Here is a 20,330-nt window from a genome sequence, read left to right on the forward strand (position 1 = left end):
AATCAATTCCGATATAAGCAGTGAATTTCTGAGACAAGAGCGTTTGCATTGCACACCTCCACAGACGCTAAAGTACATGCAGGAACATGCATGCTTGCGTCCAGCGAAGGCGATATAGAGAGCCGTGCCCGGCTTTCCCTGAGTGTTCGTTAGAGGGCGCAAGCGCACCTGCTGGGCTCGAAGGTGAAGCAGTAATCATCGAGATGCGTTGCAGCCCTATTCGTAGCTCGCAGGTGCATGTTCCTTCCTCGCAACAACCGGACTCCAGCGAGTATCAGTATGGGGGAGCAAGGAACGGACTACCTATATCGCAGCCCAACGGGGATAAATCCCCTCGCCACATTTGTCCATTCAGCCACCTGATCCTGCGCCATCAAAACCCGATAGAACTTCCCCCCTCGCCTGCGCCTCTACCTGACAAGCCCATCGCTCCGGTGACCGCATGGATCTTGTCATTGCCCGCCCCGAAGGCTTGTACTGCCCGCCCGGGGATTTCTACATCGACCCGTGGCGGGCGGTGGAACGCTCGGTCATCACCCACGCCCACGGCGACCATGCCCGCAGTGGCAACCAACACTACCTGGCAGCGGCACCCGGCGAAGGCATCCTGCGATCACGCCTGGGCCAGGACATCAACCTGCAAACGCTGCCTTACGGCGAACGCCTGTCGCACCATGGCGTGACCTTGAGCTTTCACCCCGCCGGCCATGTGCTGGGCTCGGCCCAGGTGCGGCTGGAATATCAAGGCGAGGTCTGGGTGGCGTCGGGGGATTACAAAGTCGAGCCTGACGGCACCTGCACCCCATTCGAGCCGGTGAAATGCCATACCTTCATCACGGAATCCACCTTCGGCCTGCCGATCTACCGCTGGCAGCCCCAGGCGCAGATTTTCGACGAGATCAACCAGTGGTGGCATGGGAACATCGCCGCCGGCCGGGCCAGCGTGTTGTTCTGCTATTCCTTCGGCAAGGCTCAGCGAATTCTCCACGGCATCGACGAAAGCCTCGGCCCGATCCTGGCCCATGGCGCGGTGGAACCGCTGAATCGGGTCTACCGCGAGGCCGGGGTCCATCTCCCGCCAACGATCTACGCCGGCGATGTCAAGAAGAACGACCCGATCATGGGCCAGGCGCTGGTCATCGCCCCGCCCTCTGCCGGAGGCAGCAGCTGGATGCGCCGCTTTGGCGACTACAGCGACGCCTTCGCCAGCGGCTGGATGCGCCTACGCGGTACGCGTCGGCGACGTGGCGTGGACCGGGGTTTTGTGCTGTCCGACCACGCCGACTGGCCCGGCCTGCTCTGGGCCATCGAACAGACCGGCGCCGAACGGGTGATGGTCACGCACGGTTCGGTAAGCGTGCTGGTGCGCCATCTCTGCGAGCAAGGCCTCGACGCCCAAGCGTTCAGCACCGAATACGGTGACGATGAAGAAGACCTCGCCATGGCCACCAACAGCGGGGAGGAGGCGCCATGAAAGCCTTCGCCGAGTTGTACGCCGAACTGGACGCCACCACCTCCAGCAATGCCAAGCTCGCCGCCATGCAGGACTATTTCAGCAAAGCCCCACCCCAGGATGCGGCGTGGGCCGTGTATTTCCTTTCCGGCGGGCGTCCACGGCAACTGGTGCCGGTAAAAATCCTGCGGGAGTTGGCGGTCCAGATATCCGGGTTGTCGCTCTGGCTATTCGAAGAAAGTTATCAGGCCGTGGGCGACCTGGCCGAAACCATTTCGCTGGTATTACCCGAATCGCCCCACAGCTCCGACGAAGGCCTGGCGCTGTGGATCGAGGAGAAACTGCTGCCCTTGCGCGGTGAGTCGCCCGAGGTATTGGCGCAACGCTTACCGGCGTTGTGGGCGCAACTCGACCGGCCCAGCCTGATGCTCTGCATCAAGCTCATCACCGGCAGTTTCCGCGTCGGCGTGTCCAAACTGCTGGTGACTCGGGCCCTGGCGGGCATGGCCGGGCTGGACAGCAAACGGGTGGCCCAGCGCCTGGTGGGCTACACCGACCTGTCCCATCGGCCGACGGCGGCCAGTTACCTCAAGCTGATCGCGGCCGAATCCGACGATGAACATGCCCAGCGCGGCGGCCAGCCTTATCCGTTTTTCCTGGCCCATGCGCTGTCTGCACCCGTGGAGCAATTCGACACGCTGCTGGGGCCGGCCAGCGACTGGCAGGTGGAATGGAAATGGGATGGGATCCGCGCCCAGGTGATCAAGCGCGACGGCCATTTGTGGGTCTGGTCGCGAGGCGAGGACTTGGTCACTGAGCGATTTCCGGAACTGCATTCACTGGCCCAGGCGCTGCCCGACGGCACGGTGATCGACGGTGAAATTGTGGTCTGGAAAGCCCCCCAGTCGGTTACCGAAGACGCCTTCGACCCGGACGCACCGTTGCAGCCTGCGGTGCAACCCTTCGCCCTGCTGCAACAGCGCATCGGTCGCAAGACCCTTGGCAAGAAAATCCTCGACGATGCCCCGGTGGTGGTGATGGCCTACGACCTGCTGGAATGGCAAGGCGAGGACTGGCGCAGCCGTCCCCAGGCCGAGCGCCGCGACCAGCTGGAGGCGCTGATCGCCCGTGTTCGCAGTCCGGTATTGTTGCCGTCGCCAACGGTCACCGGCCAAGACTGGTTCGACCTCGCCCGGCAACGCGAAGGCTCTCGCCGCCTCGGTGTCGAAGGCATGATGCTCAAGGCCCGCAACGCGCTGTACGGCGTCGGCCGCACCAAGGACATGGGCGTGTGGTGGAAATGGAAGATCGACCCCTTCAGCGTCGACGCGGTGCTGATCTATGCCCAGCGCGGCCACGGCCGGCGCGCCAGCCTGTACAGCGACTACACCTTCGCCGTATGGGACAACCCGCCGGACAGTCGCGAGCGCACACTGGTGCCATTTGCCAAGGCTTATTCAGGGCTGACCGATGCAGAAATGCGCCAGGTCGACAACATCGTGCGCAAGACCACCGTGGAGAAGTTCGGCCCGGTGAGCAGCGTCACGCCCACCCTGGTGTTCGAACTGGGTTTCGAAGGCATCGCCCTGTCCAATCGCCACAAGAGTGGGATCGCGGTGCGCTTTCCACGGATGTTGCGTTGGCGCCAGGACAAAACCGTCGAAGAGGCAGATACCTTGGCAACGCTTCAGGACCTGCTGAAATAACCCCCTCTGCATGTCCGGGGTCGTCAAGTTTGCACAAACACATGTGGCGAGGGAGCTTGCTCCCGCTGGGCTGCGAAGCGGCCCCCTGGTTCTGACTGACACACCGCAGGGGGCCGCTTCGCGCCCCAGCGGGAGCAAGCTCCCTCGCCACCGAAGAGCGCTCCATCCCGGTGCACTTTTTGATGTACGCTCATCCCCGCGCACCATCGCATTCCGTCACCCGTCGCCGAAGCTTTTAAAACACTTGTTCGGCACTCTGGTTCGGAAATTGCTACCTTTATGCCGTCATACCGTTCTCGCCTTCACCGGTAACAATACTTACGCGCCACAAGCGCTCATATTGGTTTTAGGGATTGAATAATGAAAAAAGCACTGCTGACCCTTTCTGCACTGGCGTTGTGCATGGCTGCTGGCGTCGCCACGGCCAAGGAATACAAGGAACTGCGTTTTGGTGTCGACCCTTCCTACGCCCCGTTTGAGTCCAAAGCCGCCGACGGCAGCCTGGTCGGTTTCGACATCGATCTGGGCAACGCGATCTGCGCAGAGCTGAAGGTCAAATGCAAATGGGTCGAAAGTGATTTCGACGGCATGATCCCGGGCCTCAAGGCTAATAAATTCGACGGCGTGATCTCCTCCATGACCGTTACCCCGGCCCGCGAAAAAGCCATCGACTTTTCCAGCGAGCTGTTCTCCGGCCCAACGGCCTATGTCTTCAAGAAAGGCTCGGGCCTGAGCGAAGACGTTGCCTCGCTCAAAGGCAAGACCGTCGGCTACGAGCAAGGCACCATCCAGGAAGCCTACGCCAAGGCCGTGCTGGACAAGGCCGGCGTCAAGACCCAGGCCTACCAGAACCAGGACCAGGTCTACGCCGACCTGACCTCGGGTCGCCTCGACGCGGCGATCCAGGACATGCTCCAGGCCGAGCTGGGCTTCCTGAAGTCGCCAAAAGGCGAAGGTTATGAAGTCAGCAAGCCAGTGGACAGCGAATTGCTGCCCTCCAAGACCGCGATTGGTATCAAGAAAGGTAACAGTGAGCTGAAGGCACTTTTGGATAAAGGTATCAAAGCGTTACACGACGACGGCAAATACGCCGAGATCCAGAAAAAACACTTTGGCGATCTGAATCTGTACAGCGGCAAATAATGCGCTGCGCCCATCCGGTCTCGGATGGGCGCTTTTCTCCTGCCAAAGGCTTTCTTCCATGTTCGAACAACTCCTACAAAATCTGGGGCTCTCCGCCTTCAGCCTGCAGGGCTTTGGCCCGCTGCTGATGCAAGGCACCTGGATGACCATCAAGCTATCGGCCCTGTCTTTGTTGTTGAGCGTCTTGCTCGGCCTGCTGGGCGCCAGTGCCAAGCTGTCCAGCGTCAAACTGCTGCGAATCCCTGCCCAGCTCTACACCACGCTGATCCGCGGCGTGCCGGACCTGGTGCTGATGCTGCTGATCTTCTACAGCCTGCAAACCTGGCTGACCTCGCTTACCGACTTCATGGAATGGGAATACATCGAGATCGACCCATTCGGCGCCGGGGTGATCACCCTGGGCTTCATCTATGGCGCGTACTTCACCGAAACCTTTCGCGGTGCGATCCTCTCGGTCCCCCGAGGCCAGGTCGAAGCCGCCACTGCGTATGGCCTCAAGCGTGGCCAGCGCTTTCGCTTCGTGGTGTTTCCGCAAATGATGCGCTTTGCCCTGCCGGGTATCGGCAACAACTGGATGGTGATGCTCAAGGCTACCGCGCTGGTGTCGATCATCGGCCTGGCCGACCTGGTCAAGGCGGCCCAGGATGCGGGCAAGAGCACCTACCAGTTGTTCTACTTCCTGGTGCTGGCGGCGCTGATTTATCTGCTGATCACCAGCGCGTCCAATTTCATCCTGCGCTGGCTTGAACGCCGCTACGCCGCTGGAGCCCGGGAGGCGGTGCGATGATCGAACTTCTGCAAGAGTACTGGCGGCCATTCCTTTACAGCGATGGTGTCAACGTCACGGGCCTGGCCATGACCCTGTGGCTGCTCAGCGCCTCGCTGCTGATCGGTTTCCTGGTATCGATCCCGCTGTCCATCGCCCGGGTTTCACCCAAGTTCTACGTCCGCTGGCCGGTGCAGTTCTACACCTACCTGTTCCGTGGCACACCGCTCTATATCCAACTGCTGATCTGCTATACCGGCATCTACAGCATCGCGGCGGTGCGCGCCCAGCCGCTGCTCGACAGTTTCTTTCGCGATGCGATGAACTGCACGATCCTGGCCTTCGCCTTGAACACCTGCGCCTACACCACGGAAATTTTCGCCGGGGCGATTCGCAGCATGAACCATGGCGAAGTCGAGGCGGCCAAGGCCTACGGCCTGACCGGTTGGAAGCTGTACACCTACGTGATCATGCCGTCGGCGCTGCGGCGCTCGCTGCCGTATTACAGCAACGAAGTCATCTTGATGCTGCACTCGACGACCGTGGCGTTCACCGCTACCGTTCCAGACGTGCTGAAAGTGGCCCGGGACGCCAACTCGGCGACGTTCCTGACGTTCCAGTCGTTCGGGATCGCCGCGTTGATCTACCTGACCGTCACCTTTGCACTGGTGGGCCTCTTCCGCCTCGCCGAACGCCGCTGGTTGGCCTTTCTCGGGCCGACTCACTAGGGCTTCCGTTCCAGGACACACACGCAAATGCGCCACCAGATCCATGACCTGCTGGCCCCGGTACCGGGGACCGCACGCAAGATCCACAGCTTCCACTTCGGCCCGGAAAAAGCCGTCGGCAAAATCTATATCCAGTCGTCCCTGCACGCCGATGAACTGCCGGGCATGCTGGTCGCCTGGCACCTCAAGCAGCGCCTGGCCGAACTCGAAGCGTCGGGCCACCTGCGCCACGAGATCGTGCTGGTGCCCGTCGCCAACCCCATCGGCCTCGAACAAGTGCTGATGGACGTGCCCCTGGGCCGCTACGAAACCGAGAGCGGGCAGAACTTCAACCGCCGCTTCGTCGACCTGAGCGAAGAGATCGGCAACGAAATCCAGGACCTGCTCACCGACGATCCGCAGCACAACCTGATGCTGATCCGCACCCGCCTGCGCGACGCCCTCGCCCGGCAGTCCCCAGGCACGCAATTGCAATCCCTGCGCCTGACCCTGCAACGGCTGGCCTGCGACGCCGACATGGTGCTGGACCTGCATTGCGACTTCGAAGCCGTGGCCCACCTCTACACCACACCCGAAGCCTGGCCACAAGTCGAACCGCTGGCCCGCTACATCGGCGCCGAAGCCTGCCTGCTGGCGACCGATTCGGGCGGCCAGTCGTTCGATGAATGCTTCACCCTGCTCTGGTGGCAACTCAAAGAACGCTTCGGCGAACGCTTCGAGATTCCCCTGGGCAGTTTTTCGGTCACCGTGGAGTTGCGTGGCCAGGGTGACGTCAACCACGGGCTGGCGAGCCTGGACTGCCAGGCCTTGATCGAATACCTGATCCGTTTCGGCGCCATCGACGGCGAACCGATGCCCATGCCCGAGCTGCCCTACCCGGCCACGCCGCTGGCCGCTGTCGAGCCGGTGGCGACGCCCGTGGGTGGGTTGCTGGTCTACAGCGCCCTGCCCGGCGAATACCTGGAGGCGGGGCAGTTGATCGCGGAAGTCATCGATCCGGTCAACGACACCGTCACCCCCGTTCATTGCCGTAACGCCGGGCTGCTGTACGCCCGTTCGCTGCGCCGCATGGCCACGGCCGGCATGGTGATCGCCCATGTCGCCGGCACCGAAGCCTATCGCAGCGGCTACCTACTTTCGCCTTGAGGATGCATGCTCCATGTACAAACTGACCATCGAAGGCCTGCATAAAAGCTATGGCGAACATGAAGTGCTCAAGGGCGTTTCGCTCAAGGCCAAGACCGGCGACGTCATCAGCCTCATTGGCGCCAGCGGCTCAGGCAAAAGTACCTTTTTGCGCTGCATCAACTTCCTGGAACAACCCAACGACGGCGCCATGAGCCTGGACGGCCAGCCGATCCAGATGATCAAGGACCGCCACGGCATGCACGTGGCCGACGCCGACGAACTGCAACGTATCCGCACGCGCCTGGCCATGGTGTTCCAACACTTCAACCTGTGGAGCCACATGACCGTGCTGGAAAACATCACCATGGCGCCGCGCCGGGTGTTGGGCGTGAGCAAGCAGGAAGCCGACGACCGTGCGCGTCGTTATCTCGACAAGGTCGGCCTGCCGGCGCGGGTTGCCGAGCAGTACCCGGCTTTCCTCTCCGGCGGCCAGCAACAGCGCGTGGCCATTGCCCGTGCCCTGGCGATGGAACCGGAGGTGATGCTGTTCGACGAACCCACTTCGGCCTTGGACCCGGAGCTGGTGGGCGAAGTGCTGAAGGTGATCCAGGGCCTGGCCGAAGAGGGCCGGACCATGATCATGGTGACCCACGAAATGAGCTTCGCCCGCAAGGTCTCGAACCAGGTGCTGTTCCTGCACCAGGGCCTGGTGGAAGAAGAAGGCGCACCGGAAGACGTGCTGGGCAATCCCACCAGTGAACGGCTCAAGCAGTTCCTCAGTGGCAACCTGAAATAAAGCTCGGCACACCTGAATTGAGGGGCCAGGTACTGCTCTTGTGGCGAGGGGATTTATCTGTGGCGAGGGGATTTATCCCCGTTGGGCTGAAGCAGCCCCTCAGTTGATCGCCTCGGTGCGTCTGGCAAATTATTCTTGAGCTTTTTGGGGCTGCTTCGCAGCCCAGCGGGGATAAATCCCCTCGCCACAGGTTTTTTAAAACCTTTCACCTCCCACCGTGGTCACTGAAGAAGGACTTTCAGGGCGCACGCGGCAGGCATGGCGACATCCAATAATTTCGCGAAACAGTGGTTCGATGCCCGCGGCTGGAAGCCGTTCGTCTTTCAGAAGCAGGTCTGGGCCGCGGTCAAGCGGGGGGAGTCCGGGCTGCTGCATGCCAGTACCGGTGCCGGCAAAACCTATGCCGTGTGGTTAGCCGCCCTCAACCGTTTCGCTCGACCGGCACCGCCGCTGGATAAACCGCGCAAACGCAAACCGCCGGCCGAACCGCTGACCGTCCTGTGGATCACGCCGATGCGCGCATTGGCGGCCGACACCGGCAAAGCCCTCGAAGCGCCCCTGGCAGACCTGCAAGTGCCCTGGAGTGTCGGCCTGCGCACCGGCGATACCAGCGCCAACGAACGCGCCCGCCAGGGCCGGCGCCTGCCCACCGCGCTGATCACCACCCCCGAAAGCCTGACCCTGATCCTCGCCCGGGCCGATGCGCATACCGCCGTCTCGACCCTGCGCATGGTCGTGGTGGATGAATGGCACGAGTTGCTCGGCAACAAACGTGGCGTGCAATTGCAACTGGCCCTGGCGCGCTTGCGGCACTGGCATCCCGAACTCATCGTCTGGGGCGTGTCCGCGACCCTGGGCAACCAGGCCCACGCCGGACAGGTATTGATCCCGCAAGGCAACGGAATCAGCGTGCAGGGAGTCGATGGCAAGGCGCTGCGGGTCGACACACTGTTACCCCCGACCCTCGAACGTTTCCCCTGGGCCGGGCACATCGGCCTGAAAATGCTGCCCCGGGTCGTGGCCGAAATCGACGCCAGCAGCAGCTGCCTGGTCTTCACCAACACCCGGGCACAGTCGGAAATCTGGTATCAGGCGCTGCTTGAGACGCGGCCCGATTGGGCCGGGTTGATCGCCCTGCACCATAGCTCGCTGTCGCGTGACACCCGGGATTGGGTGGAACAGGCATTGAAGAACGGCCAGCTCAAAGCGGTGGTCTGCACGTCCAGCCTGGACCTGGGGGTGGACTTCCTGCCAGTGGAACGGGTGCTGCAGATTGGCTCGGCCAAGGGCGTAGCCCGGCTGATGCAACGGGCCGGGCGCTCCGGCCACGCACCGGGCCGGACCTCGCGGGTGACGCTGGTGCCGACCCACAGCCTGGAATTGATCGAGGCCGCCGCCGCGCAGGACGCCGTGGCCCAACGGCGCATCGAACCGCGCGAATCGCCCCGCAAGCCGCTGGATGTGCTGGTGCAGCACTTGGTGAGCATGGCCCTGGGTGGTGGCTTCGTTCCCGCCGAATTGTTCGAGGAAGTGCGAGGTGCCTGGGCCTACCGCGACCTCAACCCGGCCGAATGGGCCTGGGCCCTGGCGTTTGTGCGCCATGGCGGCCTGTCATTGACCGCCTACCCCGATTATCGACGCGTCGAACCGGACGAACACGGGATCTGGCGAGTGCCTGACGCACGCCTGGCCCGGCGTCACCGCATGAGCATCGGCACCATCGTCAGCGATGCCAGCCTGCAATTGAAGTTCTGGAGCAAAGGCGGGGGCGGCAAGACCCTGGGCAGCGTAGAGGAAGGCTTCATCGCCCGCCTGCGCCCCGGTGACGGTTTCCTGTTCGCCGGGCGTTTGCTGGAATTGGTCCGGGTCGAGGACATGACCGCCTACGTGCGACGCAGCCAGGCCAAGAAGGCCGCTGTGCCGCGCTGGAACGGCGGGCGCATGCCGCTCTCCAGCGAATTGGCCGCCGCCGTCGTGGCCCGTTTGAGCGAAGCCGCCTCGGGCCGCTTCGAGGGCCCAGAGATGCACGCCGTGCAGCCCCTGCTCTTGACTCAACAACGCTGGTCCGGTTTGCCCACGCAGAGCACATTGCTGGCCGAAGCTCTCAAGTCCCGGGAGGGCTGGCACCTGTTCCTCTACCCGTTTGCCGGTCGCCAGGTTCATCTGGGCCTGGCCAGCCTGCTGGCCTGGCGTGTCAGCCAGCAACAGCCACTGACGTTTTCCATTGCGGTCAACGATTACGGCCTGGAACTGCTCAGCGCCACGGCAGTGGATTGGTCGCAATACCTGACCCCCGGCCTGCTGAGCGTCGATCACCTGCTGACCGACGTACTTGCGAGCCTGAACGCCGGGGAATTGGCCCTGAGGCGTTTTCGCGAAATCGCCCGGATCGCCGGACTGGTCTTTGCCGGCTATCCCGGCGCACCGAAAAGCACCCGGCAAGTCCAGGCGTCCAGCGGATTGTTCTTCCAGGTGTTCAAGCAATACGACGCCGACAATCTCTTGCTGGCCCAGGCCGGGGAGGAAGTCTTGCGCGAAGAATTGGATATCCGTCGACTGGAGCAGACCTTGCAACGCCTCAATACCTTGAAGCTGGACCTGCACGTGATCAAGCGCCCCACCCCGCTCGGGTTTCCGCTGCTGGTGGAGCGATTCCGGGAAAGCATGAGTTCGGAAAAGCTCGCCGACCGCATCCGGCGGATGGTCAGCGAACTGGAAAAGACTGCCGATCGCGGTGACACCTGATGCCAGCGCCTTACCCCGTCAGCCTGGCCGGCGAAGAACTCTGGTTGCTCCCGGAAAAAGCCGTGTACTGGCCCGCCCAGGAAACCCTGATGGTGGCCGATGTTCATTTCGGCAAGGCCGCCGCCTATCGCAGCCTCGGGCAACCGGTGCCCCACGGCACCACCGCCAGCAACATCGCCGTGCTGGATGCGTTGCTGGCCAGCCTGCCATGCCGACAGTTGATTTTTCTCGGGGATTTTCTCCACGGTCCCGGCTCTCATGCGCCCGGCACCTTGAAGGCACTTTCCGATTGGCGTGTGCGACATCCGCACCTGGCCATGACGCTGATTCGTGGCAACCACGACAAACGCGCCGGTGACCCACCGCCAGCGCTGAACATTCGCGTCGTACCGGAGCCGTTGCTTCTGGGCCCTTTCGCCGTGCAACACGAGCCTGCCCCACATCCCAGCCGCCATGTGCTGGCCGGTCACGTGCACCCGGTCTACCACCTGAGCGGCAAGGGCCGGCAACGCCTTCGCCTGGCCTGCTTTCGGCTGGGCAGCGAGATCAGCCTGCTGCCGGCCTTCGGTGCGTTCACGGGCGGTTACCGGGTCGAGCAGGGCAGCGATTGCAGGATTTTTGTCATCGGCGATAACGAAATATGGCCTGTCAGTTGAAAGCTTCAAGCTTCAAGCCAAGGCTAGGTGTCTCAACTTGCAGCTTGCAGCTCGCAACTTGCAGCTGATGTCATGCCACAGGCGCAGGAGGCGGCTCATCCGGCAGCGTAGGCTCGCCGGGTTCGGTAGGTTGTTCGTTGGGGGTGTCGGGATCAGGCTGGCCAGGGATGCCGCCCGCCGCTTCGACAGGATGGGCCAGCAATGACCAGGCCATGACGCCGATCTGATTGGGCTCAAGCCTTGCCAGTTCGGCACTGATTCGCGGATCGATCTTCATAGAGCAACTCCTGAGCGAAGGCCCGCTGCGCTGACACACAAAAACGGGCAGTACACGCAATAGAGTGTCTGCCCGCCCAGGAATTCCAACAGCTCGTCAGATTCAGGTACGCGGCAGGGTCACACCGCGCTGGCCCTGGTATTTGCCGCCACGATCCTTGTAGGACACTTCGCACTCTTCATCGGATTCCAGGAACAGCATCTGCGCCACACCTTCGTTGGCGTAGATTTTCGCCGGCAAGGTCGTGGTGTTGGAGAACTCCAGGGTCACGTGACCTTCCCACTCGGGTTCCAGCGGCGTGACGTTGACGATGATGCCGCAACGGGCGTAGGTGCTCTTGCCCAGGCAGATGGTCAGCACGTTGCGCGGGATGCGGAAGTACTCGACGGTACGGGCCAGGGCGAAGGAGTTCGGCGGGATGATGCAAACGTCGCTTTTAACGTCGACGAAGCTCTTTTCGTCGAAGTTCTTCGGGTCGACGGTGGCCGAGTTGATATTGGTGAACACCTTGAATTCGTCGGCGCAGCGCACGTCGTAGCCGTAGCTGGAGACACCGAAGGAGATCAGCCGGTCGGCGCCTTCGCCACGCATCTGGCGTTCGACGAAGGGCTCGATCATGCCGTGCTCTTGCGCCATGCGGCGAATCCACTTGTCCGATTTGATGCTCATGGCGGTTTCCTGAAATAGCGAGGTGGAAAAAATACGTCCGGCATCTTACTGGGGCACGGGTCCGAGTTCAAAGCGCGGCACGCAAATCTCGCCGATCCGCCTTGATTTCCGGGTCCTGCCGGCCATCGCCCGCGCCGTCAGTCACCAAATAAGAGAAACCTTCGCAAAGACCATTGGCACATTCTGGAAAAAGGGTTAAGGTGGCGCCACTGTGCTGCTTGTGTCACTGAGAATCTCTACACGATATGTTGAATTTCGATCCAACCATCTACAAGAATTTTTCCTGCTCTTTGCACTCAGTCTCGGCCAGGGTTCTTCCTGAGTCGCAGTTATCTTTGTTCAAGGAGTTACACCATGTCTAATCGCCAAACCGGTACCGTTAAGTGGTTCAACGATGAAAAAGGCTTCGGCTTCATCACCCCACAATCCGGTGACGATCTGTTCGTTCACTTCAAAGCTATCCAATCCGACGGCTTCAAAAGCCTGAAAGAAGGCCAACAGGTTTCTTTCATCGCTACCCGCGGTCAGAAAGGCATGCAAGCTGAAGAAGTTCAAGTTATCTAACTTGTCCTTGCTTTAGTAAAAGGCCCCGCCCTCAAAAGCGGGGCTTTTTTGTGCCTGGGTGTTTTTCCCAGGGCACAAAAAAACTGTGGGAGCAAGCTCGCTCCCACAGGTGTGTGTGGGTGAGCCCGAATTACCAGGTCACGCCAAACCCTGCCGTGTACCGCGTCTTGCTCAAGTCACTGTCTTCAGTGCCCTCGATGACATCCTTCTCAGCCTTGAGGTTGAGCGACGCCCAATCGGTGACCTTGTAGCGCAGCCCCACCTCGGCGTCGTAGGCATAATCCGCCACGTCGGACAGCGGCTTGCCCACTTCGCCATTGGTGAAGAACTCGACGCGCTTGCCAATCAGGTAGCGGTTGTAGTCCCATTTCATGGCGACGGAATAGAAGTTGTCCTTACCGCCGTCGCGGTATTCATAGTCGGTGCGGTTCAACAGCGAACCCAGCGAGAACGCGCCCAGCTCGTCATCCCAGAACTGATAACCCGGACCGGTACCCACCACGCGCTGGCGCGCCAGGTCTTCGACTTTGTCACGCTTGTAGTTCAGGCGGCCTTGCCAGAACCATTTGTCCGTCAGGAACCGGTCGAGGGAATATTCCAGGCGCCAGTTATCGGCGGAAACCACATCGTCCTGGAACTCACGGTTGTATTCACCCTCGGCGGTGTGCCGCCATCTGCCGTGGCGAGCCGAGGTCTTGAAGTCGATGTCGTAATCGTCGGTATCGTTTTCCGCACGCTGGTAATCCAGCGCGGCATCGATGTTGCCTTTCCACACCAGGTCCTCGACCACCGGCTTGGGCTTGAGGATCTGCTGGATGCTGGCCAGATCAACGGTCTTGGGCGCATCACCGTTGGCCAAGGTGACCTTGCCATCCTCGGCGGCCTGCAGCGCCTTGGCTTTCTCGCCAGTGTAGGCATCCTGCTTGACCAGCAATTGCTGGTCGCTTTCGAGGGTTTTGACCTGTTTCCAGTCGATGGGAATCGCGCCAGCGTAATCAGTCTGGATCAGCAACTTGCCGCCATCGAAAACGGTGATTTTACCGGTCAGCTTGTCACCGTTCTTCAACCAGACGGTATCGGCAAGCAAGGGCATGGAGGCGCTGGTAACAGCTAGGCACAACAGGGTTCTAGACAACATAAGCGATAATGGGCTCAAGTTTTCAGTGAAAAGGCGGCATTATCCCCCAGGATGACACCTCAGCAAGGACTGACCCATGTAGGGCGGATGAGTTCATTTCTCAACCCGCCTCGTAGGAATTAATCTACAGACGGACACCTCATTCAGGAACCTTTACGTGACTGACACCCCAACGGACACCGAGAACGCCGCCCAGATCCGCCGCACGACCCTTTACCTGACCCTGGCACAAGTGCCGGCGGGCAAGGTCGTCACCTATGGCCAACTGGCTGAAATGGCCGGCCTGGGCCGCGCGGCGCGCTGGGTCGGGCGGACTCTCAGCCAGTTGCCGAACGACACGAAGCTGCCCTGGCATCGGGTATTGGGTGCCGGCGGTCGGATCAGCCTACCGGCGGGCAGCGCCTCAGGGGATGAACAGCGCGCACGCCTGCGCATGGAAGGCATCAGTGTCCTGAACAATCGTGTTGATATTCAGCGCCATGGCTGGCGCCCGGTAGAGCACAGCGGTTAGAGTGCGCGCTTTGTTTTCGCAATTTTTGAGGCAGACTCCAGCCCATGCCCCGTAAAACCTGGCGCGCCGCCCTCGCCGCCTATGCCAGTCCCTCGACGCTCGTGCTGTTGCTGCTTGGCTTCGCCGCCGGCTTGCCGTACATGCTAGTGTTTTCCACACTTTCGGTCTGGTTGCGCGAAGCCGGTGTGGCCCGCGAAACCATCGGCTACGCGAGCCTGATCGGCCTGGCGTATGCCTTTAAATGGGTCTGGTCGCCGCTGCTCGACCAATGGCGCCTGCCGTTGCTGGGTAAACTCGGGCGTCGGCGTTCATGGCTGGTGCTCTCCCAAGGCCTAGTAATCCTCGGCCTGATCGGCATGGGGTTCTGCGACCCACAGAAACACCTGTCATGGTTGATCGCCATCGCCGTCATCGTGGCCTTCGCCTCTGCAACGCAGGACATCGCCGTCGACGCCTATCGCCTGGAGATCGCCGACGACACCCGCCAGGCCGCCCTCGCCGCCAGCTACATGTCCGGCTACCGCATCGCGGCACTGCTGGCCACTGCTGGCGCGCTGTTTTTCGCCGAAGGGTTTGGCTCCACTGGCTTCAGCTACAAACACTCGGCCTGGGCCGGCACTTACCTGCTGTTCGGCGTATTGATGGTCCCGGCGTTGCTTACCTCGCTGTTCATGCGCGAACCGCCGGTGCCTCTGCGCACCCAACTGCAGGCCGGACGCTACTCGTTCGCCCATCAACTGGCGTCGGTGTTCGTACTGATCGTGCTGCTGGTGTCTGTCCCGGCGATGTTCACCCAGCTCTACAACACCGACTTCGCCAGCGTGCTGTTCGAGGGCGTCAGCCTGCTTGACCTGCTGCTCGAAGACCGCGCGTTCCTGCGGGCCATCCTCTATATCATCCTGACCGCCCTGTGCCTGTCGGCCGTGGGCCGCCGCGGATTAGCGCCGGTGCTGACGCCGGTAAACGATTTCATCCTGCGTTACCGCTGGCAGGCGCTGCTGCTGCTCGGACTGATCGCAACCTATCGCATGTCTGACACCGTCATGGGTGTCATGGCCAACGTGTTCTACATCGACCAAGGGTTCACCAAGGACCAGATCGCCAGCGTCAGCAAGATTTTCGGGCTGATCATGACCCTCGTCGGCGCCGGCATGGGCGGCCTGCTGATCGTACGTTTCGGCATCCTGCCCATCCTGTTCATCGGCGGTGTCGCCTCGGCGGGCACCAACATCCTCTTCCTGATGCTCACCGACATGGGCGCCAACCTGAAGATGCTGATTGTCACTATCTCCCTGGACAACTTCAGCTCCGGCCTGGCCACTTCGGCGTTCGTCGCCTACCTGTCGAGCCTGACCAACCTGAAATTCTCCGCCACCCAATACGCCCTGCTCAGCTCGATCATGCTGTTGCTGCCGCGCCTGATCGGTGGTTATTCAGGGGTGATGGTGGAGAAGTTCGGCTATCACAATTTCTTCCTGATCACCGCGTTGCTGGGCGTTCCGACCCTGCTGCTGATCGCCTTGCACTGGTTCCAGGAGAACCGTCGCCAGGGCTCGACGCCCACCGCCGAACCGACGCCCACCCGACCTGCGGAAGAGTCGTAGGAAACGTCAGAAAACGCCGGGGAAACCGGCGTTCGCATCGGGCGACCGGCCACGCGCCTGTACGCCAGGGCATCTCGCCCGTACAATGCCCCGTCACTTCTCGTCATCAGCAACCGACAACGGCCAACCATGCGCACCAGTCAATATTTGCTCGCCACACAGAAAGAAACGCCTTCCGACGCCGTCGTGATCAGCCATCAGTTGATGCTGCGTGCCGGCATGATCCGCAAACTCGCCTCGGGCCTGTACACCTGGCTGCCAATGGGCCTGCGGGTCATGCGCAAGGTTGAAGCCATCGTTCGCGAAGAGATGGACGCTGCCGGCTCCCTGGAAGTGTTGATGCCGGGCACCCAACCGGCCGAGCTGTGGCAGGAATCGGGGCGCTGGGAAGAATACGGCCCTGAGCTGCTGCGCATCAAAGACCGTCACGGTCGCGACTTCTGTGCAGGCCCGACTCACGAAGAAGTGATCACCGACCTGATGCGCAACGAGTTGAGCAGCTACAAGCAGCTGCCGATCAACCTGTATCAGATCCAGACCAAATTCCGTGACGAAATCCGTCCACGCTTCGGCCTGATGCGCGGTCGCGAATTCATCATGAAGGACGCCTACTCGTTCCACACCGACCTGGCCTCGCTGCAAGTCACCTACGACCGCATGCACCAGGCATATTGCAACGTATTCACCCGTCTGGGCCTGAAATTCCGTCCGGTTGAAGCCGACAACGGCTCCATCGGCGGTGCCGGCTCCCACGAGTTCCACGTACTGGCCGAGTCCGGCGAAGACGACATCGTCTTCAGCAATGGCTCCGACTACGCCGCCAACATCGAGAAAGCCGAAGCCGTGCCACGGGAAACCTCCCGCGCCGCGCCGACCGAAGAGCTGCGCCTGGTGGACACGCCGAACGCCAAGACCATTGCCCAACTGGTGGAAGGCTACGACCTGCCAATTGAACGCACCATCAAGACCCTGATCGTGCGGGCCGAAGAGGAAGGCAAGCTGATTGCCCTGATCGTCCGTGGCGACCACGAGCTGAACGAAATCAAGGCCGCCAACCAGCCAGGCGTCGCCAGCCCGCTGGTCATGGCTACCGAAGCCGAACTGCGCGACGCCATCGGCGCCGGTGCCGGTTCCCTCGGCCCGCTGAACCTGCCGCTGCCGATCATCATCGACCGTTCGGTGGCATTGATGAGCGACTTCGCCATCGGCGCCAACATCGACGACAAACACTACTTCGGCGTGAACTGGGAACGCGACCTGCCGGTTCCTACCATCGCGGACCTGCGCAACGTCGTGGCCGGCGACCCGAGCCCGGACGGCAAGGGCACCCTGGAAATCAAGCGCGGTATCGAAGTCGGGCACATCTTCCAGCTGGGCAACAAGTACAGCAAGGCGATGAAGTGCGAAGTACTGGGCGAGAACGGCAAGCCGGTCACCCTGGAAATGGGCTGCTACGGCATCGGTGTTTCTCGCGTGGTAGCTGCCGCCATCGAGCAGAACAACGACGAGAAAGGCATCATCTGGAGCGACACGCTGGCGCCTTTCCAGATTGCCCTGGTTCCGCTGCGCTATGAAACCGACCTGGTGCGCGAAGCCACCGACAAGCTCTACGCCGAACTGACGGCCGCCGGCTTCGAAGTGCTGCTGGACGACCGCGACAAGAAAACCAGCCCCGGCATCAAGTTCGCGGACATGGAACTGATCGGCATCCCGCATCGGATCGTCGTCAGTGACCGTGGCCTGGCCGAAGGCAACCTGGAATACAAGAGCCGCACCGAAGCCGAGCCGCAAGCGCTGCCGGTCGCCGACGTGCTGTCGTTCCTCCAGGCCCGTATCCGCCGCTGACACCAGATAGAGACGTCATGTTCAAGCGAAACACCTTAGGCCTCGGTGGCGCCGCCCTGTGCGGCGCCCTGCTGGTCAGCGGCTGTGCCAACCAAATGTCGCAACGCAGCGAGCACGAAGAGCGGATCGAGCGCAAATTGCTCGACCACAGCCTGCTAATCGACGTGGGCGAACCCAAGGTGCTCGACCTGCCGCAGCGTCGGGTGCGCATCAATGAGCAGAAGACCTTCGAAGTCACCGAGTTCGAGGTCACTCGTCATTACGATCGCTACACGCCGTACCAACCCTGGCGGGAGATCTACGAGATTCCCCTGGGCGCGGTGGCCGTGGTGGCCGGCGTCGGTGCGAACGTGGTCAATGTGTTCGCCCTTGGCAACCTGCCGGACTCGGCGACCCGTGACTGGATCAGCTATGGCTTCGCCGGGCTCAACCCGTTCATGAACGTCCCCTCCCATGGCCGCGCCCAGCAGAACCTGGCGGGCATCGACGAAGTCCAGCGCGACAAGCGTACGGAACACTCGAGCCTGCCTTGGAGCGAACGCCCGGTGGAGGTCAAGGCCGCCCGGCAAACCTTCGAGCTGAGCACCGACCGTAACGGCGTGCTGCGCCTGAACCTGCTGGAAAGCCCGTTCGCCGAGCAGGACCTGAGCCAATTCGGCAAATTGCAGATCAGCGTGACGGATGCCCAGGACGAAGTGCACACCGATTCATCCCTGAGCATCAGCAGCACCCTGCGCAGCAAGCTGCTGGAAGCCCACGCGTTGATCTACGACGACCTGGAAGATGACGAGGTGAGCCAATGGGTGCATCGAGTCAAGCGCCTGTCGGAGCTGGGGCTTGAAGAAGAGGCCAGCGAACTGGAACAGAGCCTGATCGAACTGACCCGCAATGATCCGGAGTTGCAAACCGAGTTTTTGAAAGCACTGACCAAGGATGGTGGACGGTTGGTGGCGGATCCTGGCGCCAACTGAGTCCAGCTTGGATTGGTCAACCTCTCTTGTGGCGAGGGAGCTTGCTCCCGCTGGGCTGCGCAGCAGACCCAATAGCGGTTGACTCAATGAACCTGACACACCGAGGCGGCAGATTCAAGGGCCGCTTCGCAGCCCAGCGGGAGCAAGCTCCCTCGCCACAAGAGCAAGGCAAGGCAAGGCAAGGAATTCAGCCAACCGACAGCCTCACCGCTCAAACAACTCCAACTGCTCAAACCCACCGCGCAAATCCTCCAGCCGCACCCCGATCCCCAATAACCGCACCGGCTTGCCGCCCCGGTTGAACGCCTGGGTCAACAGCAACTGGTAGCTGCCCAGGTCCCGCCCTGCCCCGGCCTGTTCCAGTGTGGTCTGGGTGAAGTCGTGGAATTTCACTTTGACGAACGGCTTGCCCGGTCGATAACTGCTGTCGATCCGCGCCATGCGTCCGCTGAGGGTTTCCATCAGTTCCGGCAGCTTGTCGAGGCAACTCACCAGGTCAGGCAGGTCGACATCGTAAGTGTTTTCCACACTGATGGACTGCCGTCGGCTGTCGTTGTGCACCAGCCGCTCATCGATCCCACGAGCCAGGCTCCAGAGCCGCTCACCGAAACTGCCGAATTCGCGCACCAGCGCCAACTTGTCCCATTGGCGCAACTGCAGGCAATCGACGATGCCAAGCCGGTTCAGCTTATCGGCGGTGACCTTTCCAACACCGTGAAGCTTGCTGACCGGCAGGGCCGAGACAAAATCCTCGACTTGGTCGGGGGTGATGACGAACAACCCGTTGGGCTTCTTCCAGTCGCTGGCGATCTTGGCCAGGAACTTGTTCGGCGCGACGCCTGCCGACACCGTGATGTGCAACTGGTTGGAAACCCGCCGGCGAATGTCCTGGGCGATGCGCGTGGCGCTGCCACCGAAATGGGCGCTGGCGGAGACGTCCAGGTAGGCCTCGTCCAGCGACAGCGGCTCGATCAGGTCAGTGTAATCGCTGAAAATCGTATGAATTTCCTTCGACGCTTCCCGATAGGCATCCATTCGTGGCTTGACGATGGTGAGGTCCGGGCAAAGCTTCAAGGCGTGGCCGGAGGACATGGCCGAGCGCACCCCATAGGCCCGCGCTTCGTAGTTACAGGTGGCAATCACGCCCCGCCGATCCGCCGAGCCTCCCACCGCCAAGGGCTTGCCGGCCAGCCGCGGGTCATCGCGCATTTCGATAGCGGCATAGAAACAGTCACAGTCGACATGAATGATCTTACGTTGCGTCATAAATAAAGAAGCAGGGTATGCGACGAATCGGGCCACCAGTATCGCACCGACACCTGTACATAGCACCAGTAGTTTGAAAGATCCTTCGTTGGGAGCCGAAAGTGCCCACACAAATTTACTTCATCAATCGCAACGAAGCCGCCAATAGAGCTCAGCCCTTGCCGGGCCTGCGTCACAGCGCTGTCACAATGCCTTTCTCCAAGGCTAACCGCTTGAAGCGGAACAGTTTTTTGTGAGGCCAGGGTTGACAGCAGCGCGATCCTCTGTAGAATGCCGCCACACAGACGCGGGATGGAGCAGTCTGGTAGCTCGTCGGGCTCATAACCCGAAGGTCGTCGGTTCAAATCCGGCTCCCGCAACCAAA

Annotated in this window: 18 protein-coding genes and 1 tRNA gene; 15 read left to right on the forward strand and 4 right to left on the reverse strand. The window is 61.5% G+C overall.

What is annotated here, in order from left to right:
- Positions 1–442 precede the first annotated feature (442 nt).
- From BM300_RS28665 to pdeM, 9 genes are all read left to right on the forward strand, one after another.
- Positions 443–1,474, forward strand: a complete 1,032-nt coding sequence (locus BM300_RS28665) for a ligase-associated DNA damage response exonuclease (protein WP_092144175.1) — start codon at positions 443–445, stop codon at positions 1,472–1,474.
- A complete protein-coding gene (locus BM300_RS28670; RefSeq protein WP_092464649.1) occupies positions 1,471–3,159 on the forward strand; it encodes an ATP-dependent DNA ligase in 1,689 nt (562 codons plus the stop codon). The genes BM300_RS28665 and BM300_RS28670 overlap by 4 nt, the downstream gene beginning before the upstream one ends.
- A 360-nt stretch (positions 3,160–3,519) precedes the next feature.
- A complete protein-coding gene (locus BM300_RS28680; RefSeq protein ID WP_092144170.1) occupies positions 3,520–4,302 on the forward strand; it encodes a transporter substrate-binding domain-containing protein in 783 nt (260 codons plus the stop codon).
- Between the two features lie 58 nt (positions 4,303–4,360).
- Positions 4,361–5,089 (forward strand): ABC transporter permease, encoded by a 729-nt coding sequence (locus BM300_RS28685; protein WP_063322690.1) that lies wholly within the window; start codon positions 4,361–4,363, stop codon positions 5,087–5,089.
- Complete coding sequence (locus tag BM300_RS28690) at positions 5,086–5,796, forward strand: ABC transporter permease (protein WP_092144168.1); 711 nt, start codon at positions 5,086–5,088, stop codon at positions 5,794–5,796. Before BM300_RS28685 ends, BM300_RS28690 begins: the two co-directional genes overlap by 4 nt.
- Before the next feature lie 27 nt (positions 5,797–5,823).
- Positions 5,824–6,942, forward strand: a complete 1,119-nt coding sequence (locus BM300_RS28695; RefSeq protein WP_092223202.1) for a succinylglutamate desuccinylase/aspartoacylase family protein — start codon at positions 5,824–5,826, stop codon at positions 6,940–6,942.
- 13 nt (positions 6,943–6,955) lie between these two features.
- Entirely contained in the window at positions 6,956–7,720 is a 765-nt protein-coding gene (locus BM300_RS28700) for an ABC transporter ATP-binding protein (RefSeq protein ID WP_053118987.1), read from the forward strand.
- 258 nt (positions 7,721–7,978) lie between these two features.
- Positions 7,979–10,465 carry a ligase-associated DNA damage response DEXH box helicase gene (locus tag BM300_RS28705; protein WP_092223204.1) on the forward strand — a complete coding sequence of 829 codons (2,487 nt, stop codon included), beginning with the start codon at positions 7,979–7,981 and terminating at the stop codon, positions 10,463–10,465.
- Positions 10,465–11,121, forward strand: a complete 657-nt coding sequence (gene pdeM / locus BM300_RS28710; protein WP_063322694.1) for a ligase-associated DNA damage response endonuclease PdeM — start codon at positions 10,465–10,467, stop codon at positions 11,119–11,121. Before BM300_RS28705 ends, pdeM begins: the two co-directional genes overlap by 1 nt.
- 70 nt (positions 11,122–11,191) lie before the next feature.
- Here the strand turns inward: pdeM and BM300_RS28715 are convergent, their stop codons facing one another.
- Together BM300_RS28715 and dcd are read right to left on the reverse strand one after the other, a co-directional pair.
- Positions 11,192–11,398: a hypothetical protein gene (locus BM300_RS28715; protein WP_003184748.1), complete on the reverse strand. Its 207-nt coding sequence runs from the start codon at positions 11,396–11,398 to the stop codon at positions 11,192–11,194.
- Between the two features lie 102 nt (positions 11,399–11,500).
- Entirely contained in the window at positions 11,501–12,067 is a 567-nt protein-coding gene (gene dcd / locus BM300_RS28720; protein ID WP_003184751.1) for a dCTP deaminase, read from the reverse strand.
- Positions 12,068–12,421: 354 nt separating this feature from the next.
- Here dcd and BM300_RS28725 point away from each other — a divergent pair, with 354 nt between their 5' ends.
- Complete coding sequence (locus BM300_RS28725; protein ID WP_002554837.1) at positions 12,422–12,631, forward strand: cold-shock protein; 210 nt, start codon at positions 12,422–12,424, stop codon at positions 12,629–12,631.
- A gap of 130 nt (positions 12,632–12,761) precedes the next feature.
- On the opposite strand, the gene BM300_RS28730 is transcribed toward BM300_RS28725, so the two are convergent.
- The gene (locus BM300_RS28730; protein WP_092144162.1) at positions 12,762–13,769 is read right to left on the reverse strand and encodes a DUF481 domain-containing protein; all 1,008 of its coding nucleotides are present in this window, start codon (positions 13,767–13,769) and stop codon (positions 12,762–12,764) included.
- A 157-nt stretch (positions 13,770–13,926) separates the two neighbouring features.
- Between BM300_RS28730 and BM300_RS28735 the strand changes: the two genes are divergently transcribed.
- The 4 genes from BM300_RS28735 (at position 13,927) to BM300_RS28750 (ending at position 18,700) form a co-directional block, all read left to right on the forward strand.
- Positions 13,927–14,280 (forward strand): MGMT family protein, encoded by a 354-nt coding sequence (locus BM300_RS28735; RefSeq protein ID WP_063322696.1) that lies wholly within the window; start codon positions 13,927–13,929, stop codon positions 14,278–14,280.
- Positions 14,281–14,324: 44 nt separating this feature from the next.
- Entirely contained in the window at positions 14,325–15,884 is a 1,560-nt protein-coding gene (locus BM300_RS28740; protein WP_092144160.1) for an AmpG family muropeptide MFS transporter, read from the forward strand.
- A 129-nt stretch (positions 15,885–16,013) separates the two neighbouring features.
- Positions 16,014–17,729: a proline--tRNA ligase gene (locus tag BM300_RS28745; RefSeq protein ID WP_092223206.1), complete on the forward strand. Its 1,716-nt coding sequence runs from the start codon at positions 16,014–16,016 to the stop codon at positions 17,727–17,729.
- A 17-nt stretch (positions 17,730–17,746) separates the two neighbouring features.
- Positions 17,747–18,700: a hypothetical protein gene (locus tag BM300_RS28750; RefSeq protein ID WP_092144156.1), complete on the forward strand. Its 954-nt coding sequence runs from the start codon at positions 17,747–17,749 to the stop codon at positions 18,698–18,700.
- Positions 18,701–18,904: 204 nt separating this feature from the next.
- Here BM300_RS28750 and dinB read toward each other — a convergent pair whose 3' ends face one another.
- Positions 18,905–19,966 carry a DNA polymerase IV gene (dinB, locus tag BM300_RS28755; RefSeq protein ID WP_063322700.1) on the reverse strand — a complete coding sequence of 354 codons (1,062 nt, stop codon included), beginning with the start codon at positions 19,964–19,966 and terminating at the stop codon, positions 18,905–18,907.
- Positions 19,967–20,251: 285 nt separating this feature from the next.
- Here dinB and BM300_RS28760 point away from each other — a divergent pair.
- Positions 20,252–20,328 (forward strand) — tRNA-Met (locus BM300_RS28760).
- The last annotated feature ends 2 nt before the right edge of the window (positions 20,329–20,330 follow it).

The organism is Pseudomonas sp. NFACC46-3 (assembly GCF_900114515.1).
Classification (GTDB): Bacteria; Pseudomonadota; Gammaproteobacteria; order Pseudomonadales; family Pseudomonadaceae; genus Aquipseudomonas; species Aquipseudomonas fluorescens_Q.